This window comes from Sphingobacterium sp. IITKGP-BTPF85, assembly GCF_001006065.1.
Lineage (GTDB): Bacteria > Bacteroidota > Bacteroidia > Sphingobacteriales > Sphingobacteriaceae > Sphingobacterium > Sphingobacterium anhuiense.
The window spans coordinates 1-16,527 of sequence record NZ_ASZT02000048.1 but is presented as its reverse complement, the minus strand read 5'-3'; the positions used below and the strand labels follow the sequence as shown (position 1 = coordinate 16,527).

Below are 16,527 nucleotides of genomic sequence, written 5' to 3'. Positions count from 1 at the left end.
TCTGATCAGTTTGCCCGATCGTAATTTTTTTTGAGCAGATAGGTTATTTGCTGCAAACATAAACGCAATGAATAGTTGAATGTATTTCATCAATAGCTGTGTTGTGTTAAAGACACTTATTTTGGTTTTTGCAAAGACAGAAGTAAGTGTATAAAAAGATTGTTAAAATTACGAGATTATAAAATAGCTTTTAAATGATAATCGTGTTTTTTTATTTTAATCTAATTAATCGTTCAAAATTAGCGGAAAACAGGGGTTTTAGTCTTTTAGGATTTACTTTACTTTGTGTTATTAATTTGAAATCTTATTATACACGTTTTACATGACTAGATTGATTATGACTTTGGGCTTATTATTTACTTCTATAATGAGTTTTTGTCAACAACTGGAAGTTAGTATCATCCAAGGAGGGGAAATAATCTCCAGCACTTTTGATCAGTATAAACTTGCTAAATCTCCATTCACTTTTCAAATAAACTCAGAAGGGATGGAAGGCTTTTTAATAGGGGCAACATTGGATAAGGACGTTTATCTCGCAGCATTGGGCATTATTGATCATGAAGTTTCATGGTTTGAAAATACTGGAATGGCAGATGAGCAATTTAATCCAAATCAAACTTTAACGTTGAGTAATGATGTACCAAGTTACTGGTATTTTACATCAGCTCAAGATCATCGGTTTGATCCGAATGCGAAAGGTACTGCTAAAAGTTGGACAGGGAATCGTACTATTGACAAAATCGATATTTTGGAAGCAGATAAATTGATGTCAGTCACAGATTTAACACAACCAATTTACGTCATTTTTTATCAAGCTGAATATGATGAAAATTATAGTTTAGTAGATAAAGAAATAGTTTTTAAAGGTGAATTTACTTTTTTGTAAAAGATGTAATTTTCCTTACTTATGAGCCTTGTAAGTGGTATTGACAATCGTTTTTAAATTATATTATTTATTCGCAGATTTCTTTGTTTTCAATTCCTGTATACAATAATTAAACACTATAAGCATTTGATTGTTATGTATATAAGTAATGAAGAGATTTTTATGGAGAATGATAAAAAAAGTTTGAATGCGCGTGTTGTTCGATACAATAAGCATTACGGATTTTTAGAAAATCCTCAAAAATTTAGCATAGAGAGTGATCCACATCGATTGGTAATAAGAAATTATGCTTTACGTAATAATAGACGTGAACTATATGAAGAATACATTCGAAATCAATATCCAGAAAAAGTAGTAAAAGAATTAGGAGAGTTTGATTCTTGTTTAATGTATTTAAAATTTTTAAATAAGGAAGAAGCTAAAAATTGGTTTCTATCGAATGATACAAAAGTAGTGGAGTCTGATATAGAAGCATTGGAAAATGATGCTATTTTGCGAATGCTTTTTGTTGAAGATGAACAGGATCAAAAGGACCTTTTAAACGCAGAACAATCCTATATTTTAAATCGGGTCACTCCAGAATCAATATTGAAAATGCGTGATAATTTTTGGATTGATACGCGTATATGTTAGTCTTAATAACTATTGATTATAATAAAAGGAGGAAGTTTTAGCTTCCTCCTTTTATTATAATGTATTGAAATATCAGTTTAGAAATTTTATTATATAGCAGGTTCTTTACTTTCTTCAAGATATTTCTCCAGGCTATCATCAAGTTCATCCATCCATGCTGTATGATGAGTTTCTGCTTGAGTTCCATCTATGACCGATGTATAGATTTGATCTCGATAATTTAAAATATTATTTTCCTTGTCCTTTAACCAATTTTTAAACATGCTGCCCACTTTGTCAACATTAAAGTTTGGGTAATTTGTATAACTCATTAGATCTTTGATGTAATTTGTTTGAAAATCAACATGATCTTCTCCTGTTTTTGTAAGTGCTTCATCATCCATCCATTTTTTGATTTCTATAATGCGTTCTTTTTTAGGTGGTAGCGGGATTTTTCCTAGCATGTAATCACGTGCAAACCAAGCTTGTGTATCAAACATATTGAAAGTATAATATTGATCTTGCATTCCTAAAAATATTAAACGTTCATTATGATTAAAGATTACTCCTTTAAACAAGTCATCTGGATATAGACAATTATTGGTTTTTAATCGCATATTATCAGGTAAAAATGGGAATTTATGTTGATAACCAGTACATAATATGACCGCATCAAACTCTTCTTGACTGCCATCTTCGAAGTACGCTATACTATCTTCGAAATGAGATAATTTTGCTTTCTCCTTTATGCCATCAGGCCAGTTGCACCCAATCGGACTTGTTCTATAAGCTATTGTCACAGATTTACTTCCGTGCTTGTAGCATTGTACGCCAATATCTTCAGCGGAATAACTACTTCCGATAAGGAGTAAGCGCTGATCTTTAAATTGGTCAGCACCTCTAAAATCATGTGCGTGCATGACTGCGCCAGGAAAATTCTCTATTCCTTTAAAGTAAGGGAGATTAGGGGTGGAAAAATGACCAGTACCAACCACTAAATAATCGAAAAATTCTTCAAAAGTTTCATTCTTTTTTAGATTATCAAAAATAACTCTAAACTGTTTTTTGTCTTCAATATAATCCACCCATCTTGCAACGGTATTAAATTGGATGTAATCTCTGGCGTTGCTTTGATTGATACGTCCCTGGATATAATCAAAAAGTACTTCTCGCGGAGGGTAGGAGGATATTGTTTGACCGAAATGTTCTGTGAATGTATAATCAGCAAATTCAAGACATTCTTTTGGACCATTAGACCATAAGTATTTGTACATGCTACCATGTAGGGGTTCTCCGTATTTACCAACACCTGTCCGCCAGGTAAAGTTCCACATTCCACCCCAATTGTCCTGTTTTTCGTAGCATTTAATTTCTGGGATGGGATTACCTTTTTTCTGTTCCGATTCAAATGCTCGTAGCATAGCTAGCCCGCTGGGGCCAGCACCAATAATTCCAACTTTAAAATTTGTCATATAATATAATTAACATGTATACTCATCTAAAATAGATGAGTGCAATAATTCGTCTTTAAAATCGAATTTTTAATTCTAGACCATACTTCCAAATGAGTATGCAGATGAAGAGATTTTTTATAATCTCTAAAATAGATGCAAAAGCCAATAAGATACACAACTTATACTTTGTTGCGATAAGTAAATGACTAGAAACTATTTTTCAAAAAAAATATCTGTATGCTGTCAATATGGCTAAGATAACCAAAATTTGGATAGGTATCAAGGATTGGTCACATGTAACTGCTTTATTATTATGCTTTATTATTACGAATTTTGATCGTTGAAATTGTTTTTCATTTTGAGAAATGATCGAGATCAATTTTTTTATTTTGAGCAACTGCTCAGAAATATTGAGATCTGGAAAAGTTTATATATGCTTCAATATAAAATCTACCCTTAGTTCAACAGCTCCTATAGGTACTTCTATTACATTATAACCATTATCAAAATAAGTTTTTTTCATAATTTCAAATGTATAGAAAGCTTCTTCCCATGTTTGTTTTCTTTCATCGTCAGTTGTATAGATCTGTGCCCAAGGAGGAAGTATAAATACAGTGCTATTGTATTTATGGTTTTTGGCATTTTGAAGCATTTCAGTAGGAATTTTGAAGTTAATCATTTCTGCATAACAAAAGGTGTCTACTATACCGCGATCAAAGAAGTAAATGTTATCGTTCTTATTGGATATTGCATGATAGCTTTTTACTGATGCATTAAGCAGTAATAAAGCATATAAATCTTTATTTTTCCAGGGTAAAGCATCTCCTCTTTTTAGTATCTGCTGTTTAATGATTGATCGGGCATCTTCTGCAACCGTAGAATATCCTTTAGACTTTAAAGCATCAATCAAGGTGGTTTTGCCCACTCCAGGCCCCCCTGTGATGACATAAAAGTTATTTTTACGTGTATTCATTTTGTTTTTGTGTATTAATAAATATTATTTTTTGAAGGTAAGTTTTCGTATTGATTATACTGTTTTGTGTGAATAATATCGTAGTGGATAGGATAGTCTTCGTAAAGTTAAGTAAATCATGAAATATGCAGGTTTTTGCAATGGAAAATCTAGGTAGCTTATTTATAATAATGAGCCTTTAGGGGTTTGTGCTTTGATTAAAATGCATCAAGAAGATTATGATTATGAAATGGCTAAAATGGCAGTTTCACCGAGCGCACAAGGGAAAAATATTGGATTTCTACTGGGGCAGGCGGTATTAAAGAAGGCAAAGGAATTAGGAGCGCAAAATTTGTATTTAGAAAGTAATACTATTTTAAAGCCAGCAATTAATTTATATCATAAATTAGGATTTAAAAAAATAGCAGGACGAGATACGTCTTATAAACGTTGTAATATACAAATGGCGTTGCATTTAGATCGTTCATATCAATAGATTGATTTCATTTTAAGTTTTAGAACTGTTGATCGACTTTAATAATTGTATATTATTTGACAGTATAGCTATACTGTCAAATAATCATGACTATGTATGAAGTTGATTCCTAAAAAAAATAATTCGTTTTATTTTTTTGATGTGAAATTTTGATCTAATTATGAAGTTATGATTTAATCATAACTTCCGATTTGCGCGTTTATTGATTACAATTAAAATATGTTAATCGATGTAATTATTCGAAAGACAAACTAATTTTATTAAAACCTAGTCCTTTAAGTAAAGGGGTGAAAACATTTAGTGCATTTGCTCGGGTTTGTTGCAATATGTCTGATTTCTTCACCTCGGTTGCAATCTCCTTTTCCGCATTTTTATAGGCTTCATCTACAAGGTCAGCTTCTCGAAAGAATGCCATTTTGGTATCGTAAACTCGGGAAGATTTATGATCTATCTTTATGTAGCAAATTTCAGGTAAAGGTAAACGCATAGAAACAGAGTCTCCAAAAACTTCAATATCTTCTTGTTTGACTTTTGTTAAATCGATACATCCAACGGCATCTGCTTTTATGATAAGTAGTACACTTGCGTCGGGTAAGAATGTTGTAATATTTTTATGTTCAACAACATCGCTAAATCTATATTTAACCAATTCAAGTTTGCCCATTGCTTCTATTCGCTCGATCAAAAGTTGATGTGTTGTAACTTTTGTAGTTTTGTTTTCAAACTTAGACCATAGCAACCATCCGAAGACCGCAATAATAGCTAATAAGAATATTACTTTTAAAAATCTTGCCATAACTTTATACAATCAATTTATAGACCAACAATTACTATATATATGTAAAATTTTTATTTCATTACGATTTTATGTGATGTATCATGGCTTAACGTATAGGTATATAATAAGCTACATTGGTTATTTGATGTGTGCATATTGTGCATAGAAAAGGTATAGAAAGCCTGTTTGTTTAGTGGATCTAGTATCATCGTATAGTTCGTGTTGTATGATCCTAGGCTAGTCCTTGTGTGGATCTAGTATCATCGTATAGTCCTTGTTGTATGATCCTAGTCTAGTCCTTATGTGATGCTAGTGTGATCATTTAGTCCATGTTGTATGATCCTAGGGTTGTATTTGGGTGGAGGTGTGTGATCATAGAATTGATCGTGTATGATCCTAGATTAACCTATTGTTATTCTTTATAATAGGGTAGCTACATGGTTGAGGATTTTTGTTTATGTATTTTTTGTACTTGTTTTCAGTAATCCGTTTCTATAAAGATTCAGTGCTTCTTGCATGATGTGATTGATCGTAACTAAATCGAAGTCTGCGTTGGGATCAACATAAAAAACTTCATTTTAGAACGATTTCCCGATTGAAGAGCTGGAATATCTAAATGTCTGCCTTCTACCATCATGATATAGGGAATATCTTTTTTTGAATCTATTGACAGATAACAAAATATTCTATTTTTATAGCAGAAACAGGGCATGCCCCATTTCTGCGTTTCTGTTATAAGCGGATCCAGTCTGAGAATAATTTCTTTTAATGCTAGTAAACAACTTTTTATTGGTTCTTTTTTACTGTGATAGTAATTCTCAACTGTTTCAAACATAATGAATAGTTATAGGTATTATTCGCAAATTTCTTTTAATCTTGATAAGGCTTTGGGCCAAGTTTCATCAAAGTAAGATAGGTATTCTTCTGTGGTATCTACTTTAACAGTTACATTTGTTATTCCATTATGTTCTTTAAAATGATAGTTCTCTGTACCTCCTGCCCAGCTTTCGACTGCAGGTCCCTCTGTGATTTCTATATCTCCATCCAATATTCCGTAATGATAAATGGAAACAAATTCATTCGGGATATTTTCTAAAATTTTAGCTACCATACCTTCACGTTTACCATCTTTATTTTGTCCAATAAAGTAAATTTTATCACCTTTATTCCATCCTCCTTCATAATCTGATGTAGGGTTGAATTCGGAAGTCCATAATTTATAGGTTTCTTTATCTAGCATTTTGTGAAATACTACTGAAGCTGGTGCTTGAATGTCGATTTGATATGTTTGGTTTTTCATGATTTATTTTTTTGGAAAATTTGGATCTGCTAATACTTCTTCAATCTGTTTAGTGTGTCTAGCACAGTGAGCGGCGATAAAAGTAGGTTTTGATAACCATCAACTACGCCTGTTGGGTAGTCACTGATGTGATTGCGAAGGTCATCTATATTTGCATTTTTGATGTATAATAAAACAGGCTCTCTAGCTGCTAGAAAGTCCTTTATTGCTACTTTGCTATCTTTATATTTTCCTGTGGGTTGCAGTTCTTTTGGCGCCTGAAATTTTTGACTTCGATCAGTCATCATGTTTATGAGACCTTGATCAGTTGATTTGACTTCATTTTTCCGGTTAGGCTGTGGCGCTTTTCCCAATTCTTTTTTTGCCATTTCAAATAACAGACTTTCTGAGCGTATGATATGCTCTAGACATTGACCTATTGACCATTTTCCTTCTCCAGGACTAAATTGTAGTTGTGCTTCACTTAATCCTGATATGTCATCTTTTAATGATTTCGTTGTGTATTGAAAATATTGGATTAATGAATCAATATTTCCTTGCTGATTTAAAATGACAGAAGGGGCGTTTTGTTCAATTATTCGCGTAACGTTATTTATTACAGCAATTTTATCAGCAGCTTTGGCCATGATAAAGGGAAGAGTTATACTGACACCTAGTGCAAGCATAAATTTTATTAGTACTTTCATTTTTTTTTAATTGGTGAAGTGTGCAAATTCCATTGTTATCTAGTTTATTTTTTTAGATCCTGACGGTAAACCGTTCATACTTGTTTCTATTTCAAATAATTAATTTTAACAATTATAGCTTTATTTTGTTTAGCACTGCTTGCCATAGGACAAGAAATAAAAACACGCGTATTGAATAGTAAAAGTGAAGATTTAAATCAGAGAAAAGATTAAAATAATACTGCGCCATCTTAAATAAAATGAAGGATGTGCTGAATTTCGTTTAAGAATGTCTCTGTATTGTATGATCTTCTAATTATATGTATTATTGTAGCTAGGATAATCCTTATTTTTTATTTGATGAGAATAGGTGCATTCTTAATCTTTGATGAGCGCGCATCCATATTTCACAGGTAAGTCTACACATCTGATGTGGATTCAATTGATTTTTTATACGAAATTATCTGAATTCTACGATCACTCCTATGAGAATAGAGTTCAAGGTCATCTTTTCTTGACATGTAGATTATTAAAATTGATATAATGATCTGGAAACCTGAATGAAAAAGTAGGCCGTGAGAGTGGGATAGATTAGGGTAATTCTCAAATTAATAACGGAGATCGATAATTTAAATGCTAAAAAAGATTGTGGCATTCCTATTTAAATGGCGCAATAATAATTTATTAAAATAAATGAAAATAAAAACCTTAGTTACTTTGAAAGATTTTAGAATTGTCAAATCATGGTTAAATAGTACATATAAAACCTTTAAGTTTGGTCGTATTTGTACAGAGTCTCTACCAAAACGACAAACAGTACTTATTTTAAATAAAACTATAAATTGGCGTAGTCTCGGTCATAGTTTTATTTTTCTCTTTCTTTCGCATGCGACATTGGCGCAAAAAAAACCAGTAGAATATGTTAATCCATTTATTGGAACAACTAACTATGGTACGACTAATCCGGGTGCACAGGTTCCGCAGGGGTTGATGAACGTTTCGCCTTTTAATGTCATGGGGTCATCTTTGAACAAATTTAATAAAGATGCACAATGGTGGTCTACTCCCTATGAATATAACAATAAGTTTTTTACGGGATTTTCACATGTTAACCTGAGCGGTGTAGGATGTCCAGATATGGGGAGTCTTTTGCTGATGCCAACAACAGGCCGTCTTGATGTCGATTATCGGAATTATGGAAGTACTTACAAAAATGAAAGTGCCGCACCGGGTTATTATACCAATTATTTAGAAAAATATGGTGTGAAAACTGAAGCTACAGCGACACTACGAACAGGAATTTCCAGATTTACCTTTCCGAAGGGTAAAAGCCATATTTTACTTAATTTAGGTGAAGGGTTAACGAATGAAACGGGAGCTACGATGCGATTTGTTAACGATCGAGAGATTGAAGGTTCAAAGTTATTGGGATCATTTTGTTATGTTAATAATCAAGCTGTATATCCGATTTATTTTGTCTTAAGGTTGAGTAAGAAACCTTCGGAAAAGGGCTACTGGAAATTTCAGAAGCAAGGAGAAGTTTGGGAAAACGATTGGAATAAGGATGCTGGAAAGTATAAAGTTTTTACAGCATATCATAACGAAATGTCCGGAGATGATATTGGTGCTTATTTAAGCTTTGAAACTTCTGAAAACGAGCAGGTTGAAGTTCAGGTGGGAGTCTCCTTCGTAAGTGTTGAAAATGCAAGACAAAATTTAGATCAAGAACAACCCAAAGGCGGATTGATCAAATAAGATTAGCCGCTTCTAAGAGATGGAATGAAGATTTGTCGAAAATCGAAGTTGAAGGTGGTACTGAAGATCAGAAAACAGTCTTCTATACAGCATTGTACCATGCGCTAATACATCCAAATATTCTTCAGGATGTTAATGGACAATATCCCGCTATGGAGACCCGTCAAACATTAAAAACGTCAGGAAATCGTTATACTGTATTTTCGCTATGGGATACTTACCGCAATGTCCAACCGTTAATGAGTCTATTGTTTCCTGACCGACAAACAGAGATGATCCGTTCTATGATCGATATTTATAAAGAAAGCGGATGGATGACTAAATGGGAGCTGTATGGTCGCGAATCTTATACCATGGATGGAGATCCCGCAATTCCCGTTATCGTTGATGCATGGATGAAAGGTATTCGAGATTATGATCATGAAGCTGCATATGAGGCGTTTTATAAATCAGCAACAACTATAGATAGTACCAATAAAATTCGTCCTGATAATGCTGATTATGTAAAATACGGTTACGTACCACTACGTGCCAAATTTGATAACTCAGTGTCTCATTCAATTGAGTATTTCCTTGCAGACTGGAACCTTTCACAGTTCGCGGCTTCACTAGGAAAGAAAGAAGATGCCAAAATGTTTGCTGAGCGGGCAAAAGGTTATAAGCACTACTATTCAAAAGAGTATGGAACTTTTAGACCTATACTTCCTGATGGTAAATTTCTAACCCCTTTTGATCCTTTGCAAGGGGCTAATTTCGAACCAAATCCTGGTTTTCATGAAGGAAATGCTTGGAATTATACTTTTGCTATTCCACATGATATTCCTGGATTAGTGAAATTAATGGGGGGTAAGCGTCATTTTGTGGAAAAACTTCAAGCTACTTTTGATAAAGGATATTTTGACGTAACTAATGAACCTGATATGCTTTATCCGCATATCTTTTCGGAAATCGAAGGTGAGGAGTGGCGTACTCAAAAATTAGTAACGGAGATTTTAGAAACTCATTTTAAGAATGCACCAGGAGGAATACCTGGTAATGACGATACAGGCACAATGTCTACTTGGGCATCTATGAATATGATGGGGATATATCCGTTATGTCCAGGGAGGCCGGAGTATACGGTTGTAACTCCCGTATTTGATAAGGTGACGATACATTTAGATTCAAAATATCATCATGGTAAAGATAAGTTGATTATCAAAAGGGATCGTAAAGGTGATGCAGGGTATATTAACGGTATTTCAATTGATGGGAAAAAAGTAAAGGGCTTTAAAATTTCTCACCATGATCTTGTTAATAGTAATGAAATTGTAATTACTACTGGAAATCGCTAATTCATGTTTTTAACAGTGAATTATTTAAAAATAGCCTTAGGGCTATTTTTTTTTGATCTGAATATTCCAACTTAGTTCGATAATCTTTATTCTTTTAATAATTTGCATCTTTTCCTTAGCTTCATTCTGAATTTTTTTTAATAACTATTGAAGTTGATATTTTTTTATTGATGACCATATCTGATAAAGTAAAAGTATTTTAGGTGGAAGCATTCATTTTTTATTATTTTGTGACTATAATAATAAATTTGAATTATACCTTTTATATTAAATACTTAACGACATATTACACGTGTAGTTTTTGTGAAAAAAATAACCATAAAGATGATTAGAAATTTAAACATATGCACCTTAGTAAGTCTATTTTTTGCTATTGGAAACATTTACGCACAAAGGAGTACTAAACCTAATATCATATATATTTATGCAGATGATTTGGGGTATGGTGAGATTGAACCTTATGGGCAGCAGAAAATAAAAACTCCTAATCTATTAAAATTAGCTGAGAAGGGGATGACTTTTACACAACATTATGCTAGTACACCTGTATGTGCACCATCCCGTGCTATGCTTATGACTGGTAAACATGGTGGGCATGCTTATATTCGAGGTAATTATGAACTTGGTGGATTTCCTGATAGTCTTGAAGGTGGGCAGATGCCCCTGCCGGAAGGCACATTAACCATTCCTAAGATGCTGAAGCAGATCGGATATCGTACAGCTATGGCGGGTAAGTGGGGATTAGGTATGAATAATACGCCAGGTAGCCCCTTGAGACAGGGATTTGATTATTATATCTCGGTTTTAGATCAGAAACAAGCTCACAATTTTTATCCAACTCACTTATGGGAAAATGATGTGCGATTAACATTGAACAACCCTGTAATGGATGTGCATAAGGCACTTAATCCAGCTACAGCGACTGACGCAGATTTTGACTATTATATAGGGAAGGAATATGCAACTGATATAATGGCTGAAAAAGCACTCAAGTTTATTTCAGAGAATAAGGAACAGCCATTTTTTCTTTATCTGCCATTTACGCAGCCACATGTGTCATTGCAGGCACCTCAAGAATATATTGATATGTACAAAGGTGTTTTTGATGAAAAACCTTACTATGGACAGCAAGGATATGCAGCTACTAAATATCCTTATGCAACATACGCTGCAATGATTACTTATTTGGATGCTCAGGTCGGTAAAATAATGAACCGAATCTCGGAGCTGGGTCTTGATGAGAATACAATCATTATGTTTTCTAGTGATAATGGCACGACATTTAATGGCGGTGTAAATCCAAAATTCTTTAGAAGCGTAGGTGACTTAAGAGGTCTAAAAATGGATGTATTCGAAGGAGGGATCCGTGTGCCTTTTATTGCATCTTGGCCAGGAAATATTTCGGCGGGAGTGAAATCTGATTTTGCATCAGCGCAGTATGATATTATGGCCACAATAGCTGCAGTCACTGGTCAAAAACTTGATAATACCGATGGTATTTCATTATTGCCAACACTTTTGGGGAAAACAGATGAACAACAAGATCATGATTTTTTATATTGGGAATATCCGGAAAACGGAGGACAGATCGCAATCCGTTTAGGGAAATGGAAAGCTGTTAAATTAGATGTCCGTAAGAAAGGCTACAGTAAGACACCTTGGATGATTTTTGATCTTGAAAATGATAGAAAGGAAGAACAAGATTTAGCTGCTCAGCATCCAGAACTAATTAAAAATTGATACTATAGTCGATCATCAACATCAACCAGCACATATCAAAGAATGGGAGTTTATTAATCCAAAATTCACTAAACAGTAATGTTTTAACAGAATTTTCTTACTTTACTTTTGGTCACTTGGGGATTGCGTATTATTTTTCAAGTGACGGAGGTATTTAGATTATAGAAATGAAAAATAAAGAAGAAAAAGCAGAATTTTGGGAATCGGCTTTTGTTGAAAAAAATGAAATGTGGGGTTTCGAACCAGCAAAAACAGCGGTTTTAACGGCTGATTTTTATCAAAGAGCTTGTTAAAAATGTACTTATCCCGGGAATAGGGTATGGTCGTAATGCTCAGGTTTTTAAAGATAAGGGTATGGCTGTTACGGGAATAGAAATATCGAAGACAGCAATCAAGATGGCGAGGGCTCATTATGGATCGGATATGCTGATTTTTAATGGATCTGTTACTGATATGCCTTTTGATCAAATGAATATGATGGTATATTTTGTTATGCTTTAATTCATTTATTGGACAGCCAAGAAAGAATTAAACTAATTCAGGATTGTTATGATCAACTCAAAGTCAACGGATATATGTTTTTTACGGCAATTTCTAAGAAGGCTGATAGTTACAAAAAAGGAAGATATATTGATAAGGATCGTTATGAAGTATTCGAAGGAGTAAAGCTTTTTTTCTATGATGAGCATGCTATTGAATCCGAGTTTAAGCATGTTGGGCTATTTGAGATTGAGGAAATTGATGAAAGTCAACCCTTTTTTTTAATAAAATGTAAGAAATCTAATCATTGAGTTCATTATTTAGTTTCGTAAAACTAACTGCTCATAGTAACGACCTGTCGATTTATCTATTATAAAGAATCCTGTATGTATGAAGCAAGATCGTTATCCATTTTACTTGGACTACTTTTTAGTTGTTGTATAATTCGTTGACGTTCTTCTTTTGTTTTATTTTGACTTAATTTCTTCTGCCCTTGTAACTCATTTACCTCTAACTCGAAGATTACTATACCTTGCATCATTCCCTGTTTGAATTTTTCAGATAGATTATTCCACTGTTGTAAGTAATCTTTTTCATAAAATAAAATCATTTGCTCTAAAGCATTGATTTTAGCCTCTTCATCTGTTATAATTTTTGCATTTCCATAAGCATGAACAGCAATATAATCCCAAGTAGGTACGCTTTCTACTTTATCATAATGTTGAGGAGATATATAAGCATGGGGTTCGGTAAAGATAACTAGCGAAGTATTTTTTGAAATATACGCGACTTGTTCATTATTTTTTGCAAAATGGGCAGTAAGAATAAGTTTATCTGAAGTGTCGTTTACAACAAAAGGTAGCTGTGTAGCAATTGGAATATTATTCTTTGCTGTAATTATGGTGGCAAAGCTATATTTTTTCATGAAAGCAATCTGTTCAGCTTCATGCTCAATTTTAAAATTATTGGGTATAAACATAATTTTATTTTAAATAGGATTTATTATTTAGCATATTTTTTTGATCCTGCAACACAGAGTATGACAGCCATCGTTATTCCTATCATATTAAGACTTACTTTTTCATTCAAAAAAATTGATGCTACGGCTAGTCCAAGAAACGGTTGAAGTAATTGTAACTGTCCAATAGATGCAATTCCTCCTTGAGCTAATCCTTTATACCAAAATATGAAAGCTATAAACATGCTAAAAATAGAGACGTATGCTAGCCCGAACCATGCCTTTATGTCTACGTTTGCAAATGATAGTGGTCTGTAAAAAAATACTAGGGGTATCATAAATGGCAGTGATAAGACTAGCGCCCAGGAAATTACTTGCCAGCCACCCAATGTTTTTGAGAGTTTCGCCCCTTCTGCATATCCTAATCCACACAGTATCACGGCAACTAACATCAGTGAATTACCAAGTGGTGAGGTTGTTATTCCTTGTGCAATAGCATAACCTATTATAAAAAGGCTACCTATTATTGAGAATAACCAGAATAAAGGTTTCGGCCTTTCACCACCTCGAAGCACGCCAAAACTAGCGGTTGCAAGTGGAAGTAGTCCTAAAAATACAAGTGAATCTGCGGATGTAAGATATTGTAATGCTAAAGCGCTTAAAAGAGGGAAACCAATTACAACACCGACTGCAACTATAAACAAAGGAATAATTTGTTTTTGTGTAGGTTTTCTCTCTTTAAAAATTATTAATCCGCCTAAAGCAAGTAACCCAGCAATTGTGGCACGGGAAACAGTTAAAAATATAGGATTTAAATCTAGTACCGCAATTCTTGTTGCAGGAAGAGAGCCACTGAATAATAATACGCCTATAATGCCATTAATCCAACCGTTAGATCGAATTTTTGTTCCATAATTTATAGCTGTTTTTTTCATTAAATTTTCATTTGATCAAAAGTACATGAACATCATTTATGAGCACAGTATCAGTTTTGATTTATTTAATGGATACAGTTATATTTATATTATGAAAAGAGATTTTTTATACGATGAAATTGCTCGTAAAATCAGTAATCAAATTAAAAGTGGCTTATTGCAACCTGGTGATCGTCTCCCATCAATCCGAACGTGCAGTCATGAGCAAGGGGTAAGTGTGAACACTGTCAAACGTGTATTTCTTGAATTAGAAGCACAGTCTCTTATTCAATCCAAGCCTCAGTCGGGTTATTTTGTTAGTCCGGCGTCTTACCTAAAGATTCCATTAACGGAAGTAAGTAAAACTTCACTAGGCATTGACAATGTCGAGCCAAAGGAACTTATTAGTCGTGTATATGCAAATATGGGAAAATCAGATCTGACACTATTTTCTATTGGCATTCCTTCTGGTAATTTGTTACCATTAGCAAAATTGAAAAAAGAACTTATTCTCGCTACAAGGGAATTAAAGGAAGGTGGAACTGAATATGAACCAATAGAAGGAAATTTAAAACTACGAAGAATGATTGCTATCCGATCATTAGCATGGGGAGGGAAGTTACAAGAAAGTGATTTGGTAACGACTAATGGAGGTATGCATGCTTTATCTTTATGTTTAATGGCATTAACTAAACCGGGTGATACTTTAGCATTAGAAAGTCCCTGTTATCCTGGTATTTTACAGCTTGCAATAAGTCTAGGATTACAAGTTATTGAAGTGGCAACCCATCCGATTACAGGAATTGATATCGAGTCTTTAAAAAAAATAATACCAGTTATTCATGTATGTCTCTTAGTACCAAATTATAATACCCCGTTGGGAAGCTGTATTCCCGATAGTAATAAAAATGAAATTGTTCATTTATTAGCAAAGCATCATATTCCAATAATAGAGGATGATGTATATGGAGATTTGTATTTTGGTTCTACAAGACCAAAATGCTGTAAATCTTACGATACAGAAGGAAATGTGCTTTGGTGCAGTTCTATTTCAAAGACTTTGGCACCAGGTTATCGGGTAGGTTGGATTGCTCCGGGCAAGTATAAAGAGCAGATTTTAAAGTTAAAACTCGTACATGCTATATCTTCAACATCCGTGGTCCACGAAGCTGTAGGAAACTTTTTAAAATCTGGACGGTACGACAATCATCTTAGACATCTTCGAAGTACACTATCTGACAACTTTCAGCATTATGCCCAGACTATCGCTTCATACTTTCCGGAAGGAACTAAAATAAGTCGTCCACAAGGAGGACTTGCATTATGGGTTGAGTTTAATGAAAATATAGATACGGCCGAACTGTACGAATTTGCACTTAAACACAATATAAGTATTGCACCAGGCCGGATGTTTACCCTCCAAGATCAATATAATAACTGTATGAGGCTTTGTTATGGACTTCCTTGGAACAACGAATTGCAATTTAAACTGAAACAACTGGGTAATTTTGCCAAAATTCTTGATAAAAAAATATAAATAGTTTGATTTAATATATCGCTAACCCGTTGTGCATTATGATATAGGGCTATAAATAAGATAAATAAGTTGTTCATTACGCTGATAATCAGTAAACTTTTTTTATGCGAGCCGGAGCAGGCTCATGCCTATTTCTTCCATTTCATCAGTTTTACTAAGTGCAATGAGTTTCAGCCAGAATATTTTTGTTACACAACCGGAGGTTCCTCACTTTAATTTTAGGTGCAGCAAACGAAGATCAGATGATTACCAAATTATAACTTTTAACATTATTTGTTCAGTACTTGCTCAGTGATCACTCAGTGATCACTCAGTGTAGACTGTATCAATATTGACTGATTACTGTCTAAAAATTGATTAAAAGTTGCTATTAATTAAAATCTGGTATTAGGATGTTTCCGTTTTAATGTTTATCTTAAATATCTATAAACTAATCAGGTAATTATGGCAATCATCAAAAATGGCGTTAATGGGACTGTTTCCGGGAAAGCAGGTTCTGTTGTGTTTGTCTTAACGAAAACAGGAAATTATGTACATTCTCTCCCTCGCGTTAAAAAGCGAGCACCTACACCTGAGCAACTGCTCAGTAGAACACCGCTTCCAGCAATTGTGAGGTCGCATATTAGTATTAGTATGACTTCTTTGAAAGCTATGGAAAGATGCAAC

The 16,527-nt window shown here is 33.7% G+C and carries 19 protein-coding genes; 11 read left to right on the top strand and 8 right to left on the bottom strand.

What is annotated here, in order from left to right; translation table 11 throughout:
* Positions 1–343: 343 nt before the first annotated feature.
* Positions 344–886: a hypothetical protein gene (locus L950_RS11365; RefSeq protein ID WP_410528126.1), complete on the top strand. Its 543-nt coding sequence runs from the start codon at positions 344–346 to the stop codon at positions 884–886.
* Positions 887–1,048: 162 nt separating this feature from the next.
* Complete coding sequence (locus L950_RS11360) at positions 1,049–1,519, top strand: hypothetical protein (RefSeq protein ID WP_132772755.1); 471 nt, start codon at positions 1,049–1,051, stop codon at positions 1,517–1,519.
* Between the two features lie 89 nt (positions 1,520–1,608).
* Here the strand turns inward: L950_RS11360 and L950_RS11355 are convergent, their stop codons facing one another.
* Both L950_RS11355 and L950_RS11350 read right to left on the bottom strand, forming a co-directional pair.
* Positions 1,609–2,970, bottom strand: coding sequence for an NAD(P)-binding domain-containing protein (locus L950_RS11355; RefSeq protein ID WP_021190781.1), 1,362 nt, complete (start codon positions 2,968–2,970; stop codon positions 1,609–1,611).
* A 409-nt stretch (positions 2,971–3,379) separates the two neighbouring features.
* Positions 3,380–3,925 carry an AAA family ATPase gene (locus tag L950_RS11350; protein WP_021190780.1) on the bottom strand — a complete coding sequence of 182 codons (546 nt, stop codon included), beginning with the start codon at positions 3,923–3,925 and terminating at the stop codon, positions 3,380–3,382.
* 160 nt (positions 3,926–4,085) lie between these two features.
* Here L950_RS11350 and L950_RS11345 point away from each other — a divergent pair, with 160 nt between their 5' ends.
* Positions 4,086–4,400: a GNAT family N-acetyltransferase gene (locus L950_RS11345; protein ID WP_262507052.1), complete on the top strand. Its 315-nt coding sequence runs from the start codon at positions 4,086–4,088 to the stop codon at positions 4,398–4,400.
* 235 nt (positions 4,401–4,635) lie between these two features.
* Here the strand turns inward: L950_RS11345 and L950_RS11340 are convergent, their stop codons facing one another.
* From L950_RS11340 to L950_RS11325, 4 genes are all read right to left on the bottom strand, one after another.
* Positions 4,636–5,196: a DUF4230 domain-containing protein gene (locus L950_RS11340; protein ID WP_021190778.1), complete on the bottom strand. Its 561-nt coding sequence runs from the start codon at positions 5,194–5,196 to the stop codon at positions 4,636–4,638.
* Positions 5,197–5,713: 517 nt separating this feature from the next.
* Complete coding sequence (locus L950_RS11335) at positions 5,714–6,013, bottom strand: DUF1801 domain-containing protein (RefSeq protein WP_021190777.1); 300 nt, start codon at positions 6,011–6,013, stop codon at positions 5,714–5,716.
* Positions 6,014–6,031: 18 nt separating this feature from the next.
* The gene (locus tag L950_RS11330; protein WP_021190776.1) at positions 6,032–6,478 is read right to left on the bottom strand and encodes an SRPBCC domain-containing protein; all 447 of its coding nucleotides are present in this window, start codon (positions 6,476–6,478) and stop codon (positions 6,032–6,034) included.
* 29 nt (positions 6,479–6,507) lie between these two features.
* A complete protein-coding gene (locus L950_RS11325; protein ID WP_052764392.1) occupies positions 6,508–7,164 on the bottom strand; it encodes a DinB family protein in 657 nt (218 codons plus the stop codon).
* 672 nt (positions 7,165–7,836) lie between these two features.
* On the opposite strand from L950_RS11325, the gene L950_RS30010 reads away from it, so the two are divergent.
* The 6 genes from L950_RS30010 to L950_RS32900 all read left to right on the top strand — a co-directional run bounded on the left by L950_RS30010 (position 7,837) and on the right by L950_RS32900 (position 12,763).
* Positions 7,837–8,898 carry a hypothetical protein gene (locus L950_RS30010; RefSeq protein WP_021190775.1) on the top strand — a complete coding sequence of 354 codons (1,062 nt, stop codon included), beginning with the start codon at positions 7,837–7,839 and terminating at the stop codon, positions 8,896–8,898.
* Positions 8,886–10,232, top strand: a complete 1,347-nt coding sequence (locus tag L950_RS30005; RefSeq protein ID WP_197086388.1) for a glycoside hydrolase family 92 protein — start codon at positions 8,886–8,888, stop codon at positions 10,230–10,232. The genes L950_RS30010 and L950_RS30005 overlap by 13 nt, the downstream gene beginning before the upstream one ends.
* 324 nt (positions 10,233–10,556) lie before the next feature.
* Positions 10,557–11,972, top strand: a complete 1,416-nt coding sequence (locus L950_RS11315) for an arylsulfatase (RefSeq protein ID WP_021190773.1) — start codon at positions 10,557–10,559, stop codon at positions 11,970–11,972.
* A 167-nt stretch (positions 11,973–12,139) separates the two neighbouring features.
* Entirely contained in the window at positions 12,140–12,265 is a 126-nt protein-coding gene (locus L950_RS35325; protein WP_262507051.1) for a hypothetical protein, read from the top strand.
* 61 nt (positions 12,266–12,326) lie between these two features.
* On the top strand, positions 12,327–12,473 hold the full coding sequence (locus tag L950_RS32905; RefSeq protein ID WP_231577141.1) for a class I SAM-dependent methyltransferase: 147 nt from the start codon (positions 12,327–12,329) through the stop codon (positions 12,471–12,473).
* Between the two features lie 8 nt (positions 12,474–12,481).
* Positions 12,482–12,763, top strand: coding sequence for a hypothetical protein (locus L950_RS32900; protein ID WP_231577139.1), 282 nt, complete (start codon positions 12,482–12,484; stop codon positions 12,761–12,763).
* Positions 12,764–12,822: 59 nt separating this feature from the next.
* On the opposite strand, the gene L950_RS11305 is transcribed toward L950_RS32900, so the two are convergent.
* Positions 12,823–13,431: an FMN-binding negative transcriptional regulator gene (locus L950_RS11305; RefSeq protein WP_021190772.1), complete on the bottom strand. Its 609-nt coding sequence runs from the start codon at positions 13,429–13,431 to the stop codon at positions 12,823–12,825.
* A 23-nt stretch (positions 13,432–13,454) separates the two neighbouring features.
* Entirely contained in the window at positions 13,455–14,345 is an 891-nt protein-coding gene (locus tag L950_RS11300; RefSeq protein WP_021190771.1) for a DMT family transporter, read from the bottom strand.
* A gap of 91 nt (positions 14,346–14,436) precedes the next feature.
* Between L950_RS11300 and L950_RS11295 the strand changes: the two genes are divergently transcribed.
* Both L950_RS11295 and L950_RS11290 read left to right on the top strand, forming a co-directional pair.
* Positions 14,437–15,861 carry a PLP-dependent aminotransferase family protein gene (locus tag L950_RS11295; protein ID WP_031288732.1) on the top strand — a complete coding sequence of 475 codons (1,425 nt, stop codon included), beginning with the start codon at positions 14,437–14,439 and terminating at the stop codon, positions 15,859–15,861.
* A 444-nt stretch (positions 15,862–16,305) separates the two neighbouring features.
* The coding region (locus L950_RS11290) for a hypothetical protein (protein ID WP_037526558.1) at positions 16,306–16,527 on the top strand (222 nt) is incomplete at its 3' end.